The sequence below is a fragment of the Arsukibacterium indicum genome (assembly GCF_019100565.1).
Taxonomy (GTDB): Bacteria; Pseudomonadota; Gammaproteobacteria; order Enterobacterales; family Alteromonadaceae; genus Alishewanella; species Alishewanella indicum.
Map to the genome: position 1 here is coordinate 91,848 of NZ_JAHRID010000010.1, position 13,880 is coordinate 105,727.

12 protein-coding genes are annotated in these 13,880 nt (G+C 51.8%); 4 read left to right on the forward strand and 8 right to left on the reverse strand.

Annotation, left to right across the window (positions count from 1 at the left end):
- Window position 1: 1 nt before the first annotated feature.
- Genes KQY15_RS17640 through hemB form a run of 3 tightly spaced genes read left to right on the forward strand, consistent with a single transcriptional unit; the run spans window position 2 to window position 2,527 of the window.
- Window positions 2-802, forward strand: coding sequence for a TatD family hydrolase (locus KQY15_RS17640; protein ID WP_217671235.1), 801 nt, complete (start codon window positions 2-4; stop codon window positions 800-802).
- A complete protein-coding gene (locus tag KQY15_RS17645) occupies window positions 799-1,533 on the forward strand; it encodes a GGDEF domain-containing protein (protein ID WP_217671236.1) in 735 nt (244 codons plus the stop codon). Before KQY15_RS17640 ends, KQY15_RS17645 begins: the two co-directional genes overlap by 4 nt.
- Window positions 1,523-2,527, forward strand: coding sequence for a porphobilinogen synthase (gene hemB / locus KQY15_RS17650; protein WP_217671237.1), 1,005 nt, complete (start codon window positions 1,523-1,525; stop codon window positions 2,525-2,527). Before KQY15_RS17645 ends, hemB begins: the two co-directional genes overlap by 11 nt.
- A gap of 2 nt (window positions 2,528-2,529) precedes the next feature.
- On the opposite strand, the gene KQY15_RS17655 is transcribed toward hemB, so the two are convergent.
- The 6 genes from KQY15_RS17655 to KQY15_RS17680 form a co-directional block, all read right to left on the reverse strand.
- Window positions 2,530-4,956, reverse strand: a complete 2,427-nt coding sequence (locus tag KQY15_RS17655; protein ID WP_217671238.1) for an endonuclease/exonuclease/phosphatase family protein — start codon at window positions 4,954-4,956, stop codon at window positions 2,530-2,532.
- 70 nt (window positions 4,957-5,026) lie between these two features.
- Window positions 5,027-6,322 (reverse strand): glycosyltransferase, encoded by a 1,296-nt coding sequence (locus KQY15_RS17660; RefSeq protein ID WP_217671239.1) that lies wholly within the window; start codon window positions 6,320-6,322, stop codon window positions 5,027-5,029.
- The gene (locus tag KQY15_RS17665) at window positions 6,319-8,577 is read right to left on the reverse strand and encodes a hypothetical protein (RefSeq protein WP_217671240.1); all 2,259 of its coding nucleotides are present in this window, start codon (window positions 8,575-8,577) and stop codon (window positions 6,319-6,321) included. Before KQY15_RS17665 ends, KQY15_RS17660 begins: the two co-directional genes overlap by 4 nt.
- A complete protein-coding gene (locus KQY15_RS17670) occupies window positions 8,574-9,347 on the reverse strand; it encodes a TVP38/TMEM64 family protein (protein ID WP_217671241.1) in 774 nt (257 codons plus the stop codon). The genes KQY15_RS17665 and KQY15_RS17670 overlap by 4 nt, the downstream gene beginning before the upstream one ends.
- Window positions 9,348-9,352: 5 nt before the next feature.
- Window positions 9,353-9,943 carry an alpha/beta fold hydrolase gene (locus KQY15_RS17675; RefSeq protein ID WP_217671242.1) on the reverse strand — a complete coding sequence of 197 codons (591 nt, stop codon included), beginning with the start codon at window positions 9,941-9,943 and terminating at the stop codon, window positions 9,353-9,355.
- Window positions 9,944-9,965: 22 nt separating this feature from the next.
- Window positions 9,966-10,193: a ChaB family protein gene (locus tag KQY15_RS17680; RefSeq protein ID WP_217671243.1), complete on the reverse strand. Its 228-nt coding sequence runs from the start codon at window positions 10,191-10,193 to the stop codon at window positions 9,966-9,968.
- A gap of 161 nt (window positions 10,194-10,354) precedes the next feature.
- On the opposite strand from KQY15_RS17680, the gene KQY15_RS17685 reads away from it, so the two are divergent.
- Window positions 10,355-10,975, forward strand: coding sequence for a superoxide dismutase family protein (locus tag KQY15_RS17685; RefSeq protein WP_217671244.1), 621 nt, complete (start codon window positions 10,355-10,357; stop codon window positions 10,973-10,975).
- A 72-nt stretch (window positions 10,976-11,047) separates the two neighbouring features.
- Here the strand turns inward: KQY15_RS17685 and gppA are convergent, their stop codons facing one another.
- Both gppA and rhlB read right to left on the reverse strand, forming a co-directional pair.
- Window positions 11,048-12,598, reverse strand: a complete 1,551-nt coding sequence (gppA, locus tag KQY15_RS17690) for a guanosine-5'-triphosphate,3'-diphosphate diphosphatase (protein WP_217671245.1) — start codon at window positions 12,596-12,598, stop codon at window positions 11,048-11,050.
- Window positions 12,564-13,850 carry an ATP-dependent RNA helicase RhlB gene (gene rhlB / locus KQY15_RS17695; RefSeq protein ID WP_217671246.1) on the reverse strand — a complete coding sequence of 429 codons (1,287 nt, stop codon included), beginning with the start codon at window positions 13,848-13,850 and terminating at the stop codon, window positions 12,564-12,566. The genes gppA and rhlB overlap by 35 nt, the downstream gene beginning before the upstream one ends.
- Window positions 13,851-13,880 lie beyond the last annotated feature (30 nt).

Sequence of the window (13,880 nt, forward strand, 5' to 3'; positions counted from 1 at the left end):
TATGCAAAGCGCCACGCCGGACTGGTTTGACTGCGGGGTAAACCTGTTCAGTAATCAGTTTGCCGGAAAAGAGCAGCAAATCTGGCAGCGGGCGCAGCAGGCCGGCATCAGCAATATGCTGCTTATTGGCTCTGATATTGCGGAAAGCCGGCTTAACCAGCAGTTTTGCAGCAGCCATTCCGGATGCGTTACTACTGCAGGTATTCACCCGCATCAGGCTGGTAACGTCGCCGAAAGCTGGCTGGCAGACCTTCGCCAGGTGCTCAGCCTGCCGGGCGTTGTTGCTGTCGGTGAGTGCGGCCTCGACTTTAACCGTGATTTCTCACCAAGGCCAATGCAGCAGCACGTTTTTGCCAGTCAATTGCAACTGGCAAAACAACTGCAAATGCCGGTATATCTGCACGAGCGCGATGCTTTTGCCAGCCAGCTGGCGATGTTAAAAGAGCAGCAGATTAACCACGGGGTTGCCCACTGTTTTACCGGCGACATCATTCAGCTTAAAGCTTACCTCGATCTGGGTTTGTATATTGGCATTACCGGCTGGCTGTGTGACGAGCGCCGCGGCCTGAGTTTGCAGCAGGCTTTGCAGTATCTGCCGCTGGACCGGATCCTGCTGGAAACCGACGCCCCCTATTTACTGCCGCGAACCATTAAACCGCGCCCGAAATATAATGAGCCGGCTTTGTTACCAGCCATTGCTGCCGAAATTTGTCGGTTAAAGCAGATTGACAGCCAGCAACTGGCTACCGCCTGCACTGGCAATGCGCGCCGCCTGTTTAAGTTAAACGGAGTAGCAGCATGAGCAATATACTGTTGCTGCTGGCAGCAGCTCTGGTTGGCAGTGGTGTTACAGTTCTGGTGATGGCGTGGTATCGGCGCCGCTGGCAACGCCGGTATACTGAGCAAATGGAAGCCAGCATGCAGAGCTATAACCTGGAGCTGCAGATTGCCCTCGATGAGCTGGCTGAAAAAAACCGCCTGCTGGAACAGCAGAATATGCTTGATGCCCTAAGCGGCATTTATAACCGCACCTGTTTCGATAAACGCTTAACCAATGAACTGAAACGCAGCCGGCGGGAAAAAACCACACTGGGTCTGGTATTTATTGATATCGACCATTTTAAAAAAATTAACGACACTCATGGCCATCTGGCGGGCGATGCCGCTATTCAGCAGATAGCCGGTATCCTGGCAAAGAGTTTAAAACGCAGCAGTGACGCTGCATTTCGTTACGGCGGTGAAGAGTTTGCGTTGCTGTTGCCAGGCACTGAACTGACAGGCTGCATTGAACTGGCAGAGCACGTACGGCAAACAATCAGCAATACGCCCATTCAGATTGGTACGCTAAGCTTACCGGTAACCCTTAGCGCCGGCTGCTATGCCGCGGTTGCCGATGCCAACACCAGCAGTAACGATTATATTGCCGCCGCTGACAGTGCGTTGTATCAGGCTAAACACCAGGGCCGCAACCGTACTGCAAGTGCCAGCGCAATTGTTACCCCAATCATTCAGGAATCTGCCAATGAAAGCTAACCGTTTTTTCCCGGCCAGCCGGCCACGTCGGATGCGCGAGCATGATTTCAGCCGGCGCTTAATGGCTGAGCACCAGCTTACAGTTAATGATCTTATTTACCCAATGTTTATCATCGAAGGTAAAAATCAGCGCCAGACCATTGCTTCTATGCCTGGCATAGAGCGCTTAACTCTGGATTTGCTGGTAAGCGAAGCGAAAGAACTGGTAGCGCTTGGTATACCGGCAATTGCCTTGTTTCCGGTAACACCGGCAGAATCCAAGTCACTCGAAGCAGAGGAAGCCTGGAACCCGGATGGTCTGGCTCAGCGTGCCGTGCGCCTGTTGAAACAACATACTCCAGAGCTGGGCATTATTACCGATGTGGCGCTTGACCCGTTTACCACCCATGGCCAGGACGGCATTATCGATGAACAGGGTTATGTGCAAAATGACATTACTACTGCCGCTCTGGTTAAACAGGCGCTGTCTCATGCCGAAGCCGGCGCAGATATTGTGGCGCCTTCAGATATGATGGACGGTCGGATTGGCGCTATTCGCGAAGCCCTGGAAGAAGCAGGTTTTGTTAATACCCGCATTCTGGCTTACTCAGCTAAATATGCCTCCAACTATTACGGGCCGTTTCGCGATGCTGTAGGTTCAGCCGGCAACTTAAAAGGCGGCAACAAAAAAAATTACCAGATGGATCCGGCCAACAGCAATGAAGCACTGCACGAAGTAGCGATGGATCTGGAAGAAGGCGCCGATATGATTATGGTAAAACCCGGTATGCCTTATTTAGATATAGTACGCCGGGTCAAAGATGAGTTTAGCGTACCGACCTTTGCTTATCAGGTCAGCGGTGAATATGCGATGCATATGGCTGCTATTCAGAACGGCTGGCTGGCCGAGCAGCCGGTGATTATGGAATCATTACTGGCATTTAAACGGGCCGGAGCTGATGGCATCCTGACGTACTTTGCGAAAAAAGTGGCCATCTGGTTAAAGCAGGCTTAATTTTAAGCGTGCTTTCCTGCAGCCGCCGTGGGCTTGGGGATGGCCAGCTCAATCAGTAGCGGCAGATGATCGGAGGCGATTTTTGCCTGCTGCGAGCCGGGGATCTCCACTGCGGTTACCTCTACTGCCTCACTAACGTAAATATGGTCTATCCGGATCGCAGCAAAGCGACTGGGAAAGGTCCCCCTTGGCCGGTGGCCCTCCAGCAAAGTTTGGGCATCAGTAAATTTTTGACCCAGTCGGCGACAGACTTCTGATCCCGGCTGGGCATTTAAATCCCCACAAAAAATAACCGGCCCGTTGCAATCAGGATGGCCCAGCCATTCCTCACCCAGCAAAGCATCAATTTGCGCCAGCCGCTCGCGCGGCTGCAAGCCCAGGTGGGTGTTGATGATATTTATCTGCTGGCCATGCAGCTCAACGGTTGCCCAGATAGCACCGCGCGGTTCCAGTTTTGGTTTATCGGCCAAGCCGGGTAACGGGCCTGCTTTAACCAGTTTTAACGGCAAGTGGGTTAGAATGGCGTCACCGTACTTTTCTTCTTCCAGATGCATGGCCGGATGAAAATGAAACTCCATTTCCAGCGCTCTGGCAATGAGTTGCGCCTGATCCAGGCCCTGAGTGCGGTCGCGCCCCACATCCAGTTCCTGTAAAACCACTACATCGGGATTAGCAAAGGCAATGACTCTGGCGATCCGCTCGATATCAATTTTGCCATCCAGACCAATACAGCTGTGAACGTTGTAAGTCATTACCCGCAGGCTGTCACAGCGCTCCGGGTTTCTGACGGCACGTCCCGCCGGTTTTGCCGATTGCCTGCCCAGCTGTTGCAGCGCAGCCTGATATATGTCAGATGGCCTGATATAACCATAAGGCGTAGCAGGCAGCGCTACATCTTCTGGTAGCAGCGCAAAGCCATGCGTTTCTGCCGGGGTTGCACCAGCGTGGGCCCCATTTTCATCAGCGAATGACTGTGCCTTGATGCCTTTGCGCCAACCCATAATCACCAGATCGCCGGCCTCGGGATGCTGACACAACCGCAAAATATCCTCGCTGACTCCCTCCAGAAACGGGTGATCCGCACCAAAAATTTTGGCTTTATCCTGTGGCAGATAATACACCCCGTCTGCCGTTGTCGCCCGCAGCCGATCCGGGCCCTCCACCGCCAACACCAGCGGAACTTTATGCGTGCCTGCCAGCTCTGTTGCCAGCAAACGGCTATCGGCTTCGGTTAACGGCGCACTGGCATAAATATGACCAACCGGCCCCTGCGCTGCTACCTTGATCTCGTTGCCGGCTACCGACTTGTCGTCGCCATTATTTACTGAAAACAGTCGTTGAACTTTATTTCCGCCTAATAAGCGTGCCCGCTGAGTTTGCACACTGCCTGTTACTTTACGCTGCAGCCGGGCCGGCAGTGAAGTCAGCTTTTCAAAACTGGCATCTACCGCCTGCTGCAGCGGATACCCCTGCAGCACGTGATACGGCGTGACTTTGGCCTGACCATGATCAGAATAAAGCCATACCTGATAACTGCGCCATTGCGATCGGTGTGCAGCACGCCAGAGCCGGGCGATGCTGTCATCAATACCCTTTAAGGTCCAGTGGGCAAACAGCGAAGAGGGTCCACGGCGGTGGGATTGTTCGTCATATCCAAGAAAATTAATATGTACTACCGGCAGACCGCGGGCAATATCCATCTTGCCACCGATGACACAAAGCTCCCGCAACACAATTGATACCGCAACCCGCGCCGGGATAAATTTCAGTTCGCTTAGAAAATCCTGGCCTTTAATAATGCCACGAAAAAAATCGACTATTGCCAGCCCCAGCTCCAGAAAAAACAGCGCCACAACCCGTATCGCGCTGTACAGATTACTCAGAAACAGCCCCAGCAATACCAATGGGTTGGCGGCACGCAATGCTGCACCCCAGCCCATGGTTGCCGCACAAAAATGGGATTCAGCCGCACCGCCGGTGTAAATATTGGAATAAGCGCTGCCATCACGCAGCAGCGCCGCGTCACTTTGCTGCCGTAAATCCTGCTCAACTTTTGCGGCAGTATCTGGTTGGAGCATCCGGACAATTTCACCGGTTTTCCGGTCACGGAACGAGAAGGCCGGCACTGCTGTTTTCACGCCATAAAACAGTTCTGCCTGCACAGCGGGTGTGGTTGCGGGCAAACCGCTGTAGTGGGCCTGCAGCTTATATTGCTCGCGCTCAAGCAAACGTTGTAAAAAGGGCATCTTGCCGCGCTTTAATGCCTGCTGTAACTGTGGCTGTGCCAAGCCATCAATCTGGATCATAATCAGGCCCGGGCGGACTCCCGAACCTTCTTGCACGGGTAATCGCAGCAGTTTTGTAAACCAGTGACTGCGGCTAAGGCTGCGCCTCAGCCAACGAAACCATACTTCGACCCGACTGATCATAAGGCTCTCCGGACAGTACTAACAAATTAAGGACACTGAAAAATAAACAAACAGATTCTTTAGACCGGGTTTACCTCTTGCTGGTGGCTAATTTACCATCTGCAAATAAACCACTACTAACCGCGGTAGTACCAGCAACAGCGACACTGCTTAAAATATCCCACTCGGCTTTTATCCAGGCCAGCACATCTTCCCAGTCTCTTTCCGTTTTTGTATTAGCAGGCACTGTATCCAGCACCGAACGAAAACACAGCAACGCTTTTGCAGCAGTACATGACATTGCAAGATTTCCTGCGGTGTGTAATGCCGCCTTACTCAGAGCTGCCACCTTTGTAGGGTTATCTATCAATTGCTGTAACGCCTCAGCCAGTGCCTGTGCTGTTTTTTCGTTTAGTAACACACCATTTTTGTCATTTACTACAACCTCTCTTACGCCGGTCGCGTCAAAAGCAACAACGGGCAGCCCTGCCGCCATCGCCTCTGTTACCACCATACCCTGAGTTTCACTGGTCGAAGCAAAAGCGAATATATCCATGGCGTGCAAGGCATCGGCAAGAGGTTGCTGCTGCAATACACCTGCCATATGCAACCGGTCGGTGAGTCCGGCTTTTGCAAAGATATTGCGGATTGCCTGTTCAGAAGGCCCGGCCCCCACTACCAGAAAGTGCGCCTTTGAACGTGTAGAGATGGCTTCTGCCACTGCCTGACTCAGTATTTCAAGGTTTTTTTCAGGCGCTAAACGGCCAAGATGACCTATAACCACCGCATCAGACGGTATATTAAGCTGCCGGCGCACCAGCTCGCCATCACCATTGGCAAACCTTTCCAGGTAGACGCCGGTAGGTATAACTGCTATCGGGCTGCTGACCCCCCGCTCAGTTAACAAATCGGCAATGCTCTGGCTTGGCGCGATAACCTGATCACACAAGTTGGCATAGCGGGTAGCCAGTGCAATGGCAAATTGCTGCATGGTTTGTGAATCGCCGGGCACATAATGGGTATATTGCTCATACAGGGTATGGTGGGTAAATACCAAAGGTATCTTACGGTAACGGGCAGTTCGAAGGGCACTCATTCCCAAAAGGAATGGGTGCTGGGAGTGAATAATATCCGGCTTAAAATCATCAAGGATCTCACTTAACCTGGCGTGAAATGGTAAAGCGACCGAGAAGTCGGTGGCATTAAAGTTCTGAATGGCGGCAATTCGTACTACATCAGTCTCATCTTCAGGCGTGCCGGCGAATTCTGGTGCCACCACCAACACCTGGTGTCCCAACTTGCGGTATTCGGTAACAAATGCCTCCACCGAACGCGCCACGCCTCCCACATGCGGGGTATAAGTATTGGTAAAGATGACAATATTCATTTGCTGCTGCTCCGTTTTTTTAAATGAACATTTCCTGTTTTTGCAGCTGTCACTGACAGGGCCTGATAACCTGGTAAACAGATCTCCAGCTCCGGTCCTTCTGCGTTATGCCAGTCTGCCTGCCACTCCAGCACAACACCCTCATCCTGCTGCTGGCGGATTGTCAGACTAATACTGCCAAAACGGGTAGGCGCTGGTCCAAAACAGATAGCACTTTCACTGTGCAGCCAGCGCTCTGGTACGCCAGCGGCCAACACCAGATGCTCGTTCTCTTCGCGCACAAAACAATTCCGGACCATCAACAGCCATTCGGCAGCGGCCCAGATATGATGGCCATCACCCATACAGCCGCCGCCCGTGCCCGGATGAATCGCTTCCGGCCATTGGCCGGTGGGCGATGCTAACCCTGCAACTGCGTCCATTAACACCAGATAACGGGGGTCGTTATTCCTTAACAGAATCTGGGCGACATGCAGGGTTAAGTAAGCATTCAACCCCGAGTGAATCATATCCTGATAGAACGCATCCTGAACAAAACAGCGTTTTAGCAAAAATTCGACGGTATCCAGCAGCCGGGGGTCATCCGGGCGACATAACTGTACCGGGTAACCGATAGCCAGCGAGCCAATGGCCCCGGCATCCAGCCGCCGGTAAGGTGACGCAGGCATACCGGGCCGCTTCAGCCGCTTGGCACAGTGCTGCAGGCTGTTATCTATTGCCGCACTGAAATCCGCCGCAGCCTCGGTAAACTCTTGTTGCAGCTTGGGGTCAACGTCTTTAAACAGCGTGGCGGCAGCCTTTAATCCTGCCACGCCCCAGAAGTCATCCCAGTAGTAATAATCGTTGGGGCCCAGATGCTCGGCGCTGAAACCAGCGGGCAATAAACCGGCGTGCGGGGCGTCGAGCTTATCTGACAACCGTTTGTTAATAATCCAGCGCGCGCCCTTTTTCAGCGGGCTATGCCAGTCAGATGAAAGCTCGCGGCCGGTCAGTTCAGCATAGCGTTGCAGGATCCAAAGCACTTCGCCATTTGCATCCCACTCACCCTCCTGTGAACGAAAATAACCCAGCAGGGTTTGCCTGGCAGGGAACTGCTGCAGGGCACGGGCTGCACGCTCAGTCAGACCAGCACAGAGTAATGCATGAATAATAAAGGCCGCATCTCTGAACCAGAAGCGTTTGTAAGTGTAGGGGCCGGGATAGACATCTTCCGGTGAATGCAGGATCAATGAGTTTATCGCTGCATCATACAAAAACTGATAATGCGGATCCGGACATTGCAACTTGCAGCATTTTTGCTGCTCTGCCGGCCAGGCACCTGATTGCAATTGTGGTTGGGCAGCAGAGCTTAGCGGCACGGTTATTTCTATTTCATACCAGTCATTCTGTGGCATTTTAAATAATGCAGCAGCCGTCACCATGCCAACATCACACAAACCTTCTGTCTGCTGCTGCGCATCAGCAAGGTGAATATACACATCACCCTGTTTATACGACGACACATGGTACCTGTCTGCAGGGCGGCTGAATTTGATCTGTTTAACATTGTCAACCAGCCATTGGTTATGTTGCTCATTAAGCGCCACTTTATGAATAAAGCTGACCCCTTCCGGGTTCTGCGGGCGTAAGGCCAGTACCAGATAGCCTGCTTTATCAGTTTTTGCCCTCAGCTGCATTTTTACCACTGGTATACCCTCTTCCAGCGTTACCCAGGCTTTATTCTGTAACGTCATACCCTGCTGATGGGTGGTGGTGGTAATACTGACATCACCGGCGACAATCATATCCTGCTGGCTGTTATCTGAACGCGACGGCAGCAGACACTCTCCCTGCTCAGGCATAATCCAGCCATCCAGTGACCAGCTGTCTAAAAAGGGGGTCAGCAGCCCGCGCGGGTCAACAATTGGCAGTTCAGGGCAATCCGGGTAACCGATAGCGGTCCAGTTGCGATGGGTAAGATTAATATGAGTAATCGAGAATGCCCGTGGTATAAAGGATTGATCATTCGGGTCAAACTGGCGTTCAATCCAGTATGGCCAGACCCAGTCCAGGTTATGCTGAATAACCCGGCTGTTAATCAGGCCACGGGCATGAAAAACCACGCCTGCCCGCAGCAGTTCGATCGGCTCCCCCACTTCAGAGGGCTGGGCAAAATTATGCAGCTTTGCCAGTAAAGCGATGGGGTCAATGAAACCATGCTTGTGGGCGACGTAGCGAACTACGTACCGCCAGGGCAACCATTTGAACCAGGTCATACCGAAGGCTCCTTATCAGTGTTTTGCCGGGTATATTTGGCCAGCGCCCGGTTTGCCAACCGGTTTAAATAAATAACAGCCGCCACTGCGGCCACAAAACCGCCAAGGTACAGCGCCCACTCCCAGCCAGAGCGCTGTTGTTCGCCAAATTCGAAGGTTGTGATATCTGCCACCAGTGAGCCCAGATACACGTTATGTACAGTAAAGGGAATAAAGCCAACTAACGAACCGGCAATGTATCCGTGCAATGTAAATTGGGTTAAACCAAAAAAATAGTTTGCAATCTTGCTTGGGAAAAATGGAATAAGACGGGTTAACAGCACTATTTTCCAGTCATTTCTGGTGAGCTCTTCATTAACCAGCTGTAGTTTGGCGCGGGCCGTAATAAATTGCCTGGCCCGGTTACCAAAGGTGTAGCGCGCCAGCAGGAAAGCTACTGTTGCGCCGAGCGTGGTGCCAAGAACCACATACACTGAGCCTTGCACCACGCCAAACACAAAGCCGGCTCCGATGGTAAATAATGCACCGGGTAACAGCAGTACCACCACTGCCGCCATAATCAGCATAAACAGCAATGGTGCCCAGGCTCCCTGCTGCTTAAACCACTCCAGCAATTTTAATACCTCAGTATGTATACCAAAAAACACCAGCAGGCCAAGCACTACGCCAACAAACAGCACGCTGCCGGCCATGCCCAGCAGCGCCTTTTTGGTACTGCTGCTCTGCTGCGGTCGGGTTGCCGTATTACTGTCAGTGGTTACCGGGTTCAAAATAATTACTCCTCTGGCTCTAATGTCTGCAGAATGGCTCGCAGGGCTGCAAAATTCTCAGGCTCACTGGCATCATGGGCAGAGTGCGGCGTAATTTGCAGCCGTGACTGCGGCAAGGCACAATCAAGTTGCCAGGCAGAAACACAGGGACAAATCGAGTCCTGTTCGTGACTTTTACCGCTGTTCAGCAGCTCATAGTATGCCTGTAACGGCTGGTCATGCCGGCCGATAGTATTAATAAACTGCTGATACTCGTCGGGATACATCTGGTTTGCGCCGTGCAGGTAAAACCAATCCAGTTCTTGCCGCCGGCACAAAAACACACCCCATAAAATCAGCCGTAGTACGTGATCCGGATAGTGAATCGCGTAAAGCAAACTGAGGGTGCTGCCCCAACTACCGCCAGCCAGCATCAATCTCTTAATAGCCAGGGAGCGACGCAACTGCTCTATATCTGCAATCAGCTCAGCCGTTGTGTTGGCGTGTAACCGCTCGTTGAACCGGCTAAGCCCGCATCCTCGTTGGTCAATAAAAATCACTGGCCGGCGCAGCCCGGCAAAAAGCTGATGGCCGTCGCCAACGTTAAGATATGGCATCTGTGCGCTCCATGGCCGCCCGTTAACTGGCTACCCATTTGCCGGCATCATTCTTATAGTACTGCTGCTTTACTGCTGCCCAGGCTATCTTATGCGCTACCTCTTCGCGGCTATCATCGCCCTGGCGGTCGTCAGGGTCTTTGTACTCATCCCAGGCACTGTTAAATGCGGCCTGGTATATTTCCTGAGCGTGTTTAGGTAAATTATCTCGCACGGAGTCGGGTAATTCACGGCGCTTATCGTAAGGCATAAGTATTCTCCTGTGGTTGACACGCTACCTTGCAAAAGCAAAGCACGTGCCAGCTTGCCCTAAAAACTGGTCCCAGCCGGTTGGCCTTAAAATTGCAGTGAAACGAGTGAATAACGGTAAAGAAGCAATTATTGCCAGCCCATAAACAGAAGGAGATCATTATGAAATTACGGATTTTTTCACTGTCAGTCATCGCCAGCGGCATGTTAATGGCCTGTAATCCAGACCAGCGTCCTGACACCGATCCACTGCCTGATAGCATGCCAGCCAGTGATGCTACACCAGTAGCCGACCAGCCACGCTCCCCAGCTGATGCAGACACAGACAGCAATACGCTGATCGTCTATATGAACCGGGTTACGCCAGACGAAGTTGGCGCCGGGGCTGGCACCATTACAGTAAGACAAACCAGCGACGGCCTGGTCTTCAAACCTAACCTGATGGGGTTAAATACCGGTATGCATGGTTTTCATATCCATCAGAACCCCAGTTGCGAGCCGGAAATGAAAGACGGCAAGCGGGTGGCTGCTGCTGCTGCAGGGGGCCATTATGATCCTACTAATGCAGGCCATCACGCCGGGCCTGACGGCGATGGCCATAAAGGTGACTTACCGATGATTGAAGTGGACAGTACAGGGGCCCAGCTGGAAGTTACCATTAATGGCCTTACCCTGAGCGATTTGCAAAACCGCTCACTGGTCGTGCATGAACGTCGTGATGATTATTCAAGCGATCCAGCAGGTGATAGTGGCGCCCGGATTGCCTGTGGTGTAATTAATTAATCCGCAATAATTACAGATACCCCGGTAATAATTACTGATAGTAGGGTTACCGGTAATCAGTTATGGCAGTTGCTATTTAATCTGCAACTGCCAACCGGCCTGTTGCTGATACTGTACTTCCTGTTCGAGTTCCGCCCGCATTAACGGATGCTGCTCCAGCCAGTTGGCTGGCATTTGCAGACTAAGCGTTTCGGCTTTAGTGGTAATTTTAACTTCAGGCAGGACTTCATGCCGCCGGCGCATCGACAGAATCACTGCCAGGCGCAGGATCCGGGTTAACCGCACGGTTAACAGCACTGACGTCATCGTTTGCCGGGCTATTACTTCGCGGCTGATATCGGCACGGTGGTTGTAGACCAGTGCCATTACCAACTGCTGCTGCGCCCGGGTAAAACCAGGCAAATCAGAATGGTTAATAATATAAGCGCCATGATGGTGATGGTTTTTATATTCAATCAGCAAGCCAAGTTCATGTAATAACGCGCCGGAGCGCAACATGCTATGACCTTCAAATTTATCCAGATCCCAGCGGTGCTGTAACTGTCCGGCCAACTCAACCGCCATATCAGCTACCCGTTCAGCATGGCGCTGATCGATAAAATAACGAACCATCAGGCTGGCGACAGTGCGGTTACGCACGTCGCTGTGCTGCAACTGGGGCAGCATGCTGTACAGCACTCCTTCACGCAGGGCGCCACCAGACAGGGTCATACCATTAATGTGTAATTTACGAAACAGCGCTACCAGAATAGCCAGGCCCGAGGCAAAAACCTGTTTCCGCTCCTGTGCCAGGCCAGTAATATTTAACTGGGAAACCGGGCCACAAGCCATTGCCTGCTGCATGATATCCTCCAGTTTACTCAGGGTAATTACTTCGTCCTTACCCTGCGCTACCAGAATTTCCTGCACTGCCTGTACGGTGCCCGACGCCCCTACTGCAATTTGCCAGCCGGTAGCCAGAAATTCTGCACAGATAGCATCTATCTGCTGCCCGGCAGCATCAATCGCCTGGCTGAAATTATCTTCACTAAGCTCGCCATCGCTGAAGTAACGTTCAAGAAATGTGACGCAGCCCATGTTCAGGCTCGCCAGCAGCTCCGGGGTAAAGCCGCGCCCCACCACCACTTCGGTACTGGCACCACCAATATCAATGACTAACCGGTTAGAATCACAATTTGAAGTATGAGCAACGCCAAGATAGATAATCCGGGCTTCATCAGCGCCACTGATCACCTGAACTTTCTGGCCCAGGATAATTTCAGCTTCTTTAAGAAAGGTTTTTACGTTTTGGGCCAACCGCAGTGTCGCAGTGCCGACAATCCGGATATTTTCAGCCGGAATATCCTGCAGCCGTTCGGCAAACAAAGCCAGACACTCCCAACCCCGTTTCATGGCTTTACGGCTTAACACTAAATTATCATTCAGGCCTGCCGCTAACCGTACTTTGCGCTTAACCCGGCCAATAACCTGCACTGAACCACCCACTACTTTGACCATCAGCATATGAAAGCTGTTCGAGCCAAGGTCAATAACCGCATAGATATCACTATGCGGCGAGGTATCGCGCGAAAGATCTGCCGGCGGAGTGCTAGCGGGGCCGGCTGCGGGGGTTTCTTGGGCCATTACCGCTGCGTCCACTATTGCCCCGGCCCGATCCACTGCGTGCCTGCCCGGGACGACGTCGGATCCGGGGTTTAGGTACAGTTAAGTCATCCAGTAAGGCATTGGCATCATACTGAGTTAACGCTATTGGATGCTTTATATAGTCTTCAATAGCGGTTAAATTCAGAGCGTAACGCTCACAGGCAAAACTGATGGCTTTACCGCTCTCACCGGCACGGCCGGTACGGCCAATGCGGTGTACGTAATCTTCACAGTCGTCCGGTAAATCATAATTGAAAACATGACTTACTTTCGGAATGTGTAAACCACGGGCAGCAACGTCGGTTGCCACTAAAATATCCAGTTTACCGGTGGTGAAGTCGTCCAGAATTTTCAGACGTTTTTTCTGAATCACGTCGCCGGTCAGCATACCTACCCGATGGCCATCAGCTTCCAGCCAGGCATACACATCTTCACAGGCATGTTTAGTGTTGGCGAACACTATTGCTTTATCTGGCCAGTCTTCCTCTATCAGCGTCAGTAACAACTTCATTTTGTGCTCATGCGCCGGGTAAAACAGCTCTTCACTAATCCTGCTACCGGTCATTTCATCGGGGGCAACATGAATATGCACCGGCTCATTCATTTTCTCGAACGCCAGTTCCTGTACCTTGTATGACAAGGTAGCGGAAAACAATAAACTTAAGCGTTCGGTAGCCGGTGGCATCCGGTTAAACATAAAACGGATATCTTTAATAAAACCTAAATCGAACATCCGGTCGGCTTCATCCAGCACCACAACCTGAATTTGCTCCAGGCTGTAAAGCCCTTGTTTTAAATAGTCAATCAGACGGCCTGTGGTGCCAATTAAAATATCTACACCTTGTTCCAGTAATTGCCGTTGAGAATCGTAACCCTCGCCACCATATATTAAGCCAAGCCGCATGTTGGTTTTTTGTGCCAACATCACTGCATCGTTATGGATCTGCACAGCCAGTTCCCGCGTAGGTGCCATAATAATGGCCCGTGGCTGACCAGAACCTTTTGGTTCATGGTTAAGTAAATAATGAAAAGTTGCGGTTAAAAAAGCCAGGGTTTTACCGGTACCGGTTTGCGCCTGACCCGCTATATCTTTGCCAGCCAGCGCCAGGGGTAAACACTGGGCCTGAATTGGCGTACAATAGCTGTAACCTTGCGCCGATAAAGCGTCAAGAACTTGTGGCGCCAATGCGAAATCGGCGAATTTATGTGAGGTTAAGTGAGTTTTATTCATACCTGCCTAGCATAACTGTTACGCTTGCAA

What these genes read in the sequence shown, in the direction of transcription:
- KQY15_RS17645 (WP_217671236.1), top strand. Translation starts at nt 799, where the DNA reads ATGAGCAATATACTGTTGCTGCTGGCAGCAGCTCTGGTTGGCAGTGGT.
- gppA (WP_217671245.1), bottom strand. Translation starts at nt 12,598, where the DNA reads ATGGCCCAAGAAACCCCCGCAGCCGGCCCCGCTAGCACTCCGCCGGCA.
- KQY15_RS17640 (WP_217671235.1), top strand. Translation starts at nt 2, where the DNA reads ATGCAAAGCGCCACGCCGGACTGGTTTGACTGCGGGGTAAACCTGTTC.
- hemB (WP_217671237.1), top strand. Translation starts at nt 1,523, where the DNA reads ATGAAAGCTAACCGTTTTTTCCCGGCCAGCCGGCCACGTCGGATGCGC.
- KQY15_RS17665 (WP_217671240.1), bottom strand. Translation starts at nt 8,577, where the DNA reads ATGACCTGGTTCAAATGGTTGCCCTGGCGGTACGTAGTTCGCTACGTC.
- KQY15_RS17675 (WP_217671242.1), bottom strand. Translation starts at nt 9,943, where the DNA reads ATGCCATATCTTAACGTTGGCGACGGCCATCAGCTTTTTGCCGGGCTG.
- KQY15_RS17660 (WP_217671239.1), bottom strand. Translation starts at nt 6,322, where the DNA reads ATGAATATTGTCATCTTTACCAATACTTATACCCCGCATGTGGGAGGC.
- KQY15_RS17685 (WP_217671244.1), top strand. Translation starts at nt 10,355, where the DNA reads ATGAAATTACGGATTTTTTCACTGTCAGTCATCGCCAGCGGCATGTTA.
- KQY15_RS17680 (WP_217671243.1), bottom strand. Translation starts at nt 10,193, where the DNA reads ATGCCTTACGATAAGCGCCGTGAATTACCCGACTCCGTGCGAGATAAT.
- rhlB (WP_217671246.1), bottom strand. Translation starts at nt 13,850, where the DNA reads ATGAATAAAACTCACTTAACCTCACATAAATTCGCCGATTTCGCATTG.
- KQY15_RS17655 (WP_217671238.1), bottom strand. Translation starts at nt 4,956, where the DNA reads ATGATCAGTCGGGTCGAAGTATGGTTTCGTTGGCTGAGGCGCAGCCTT.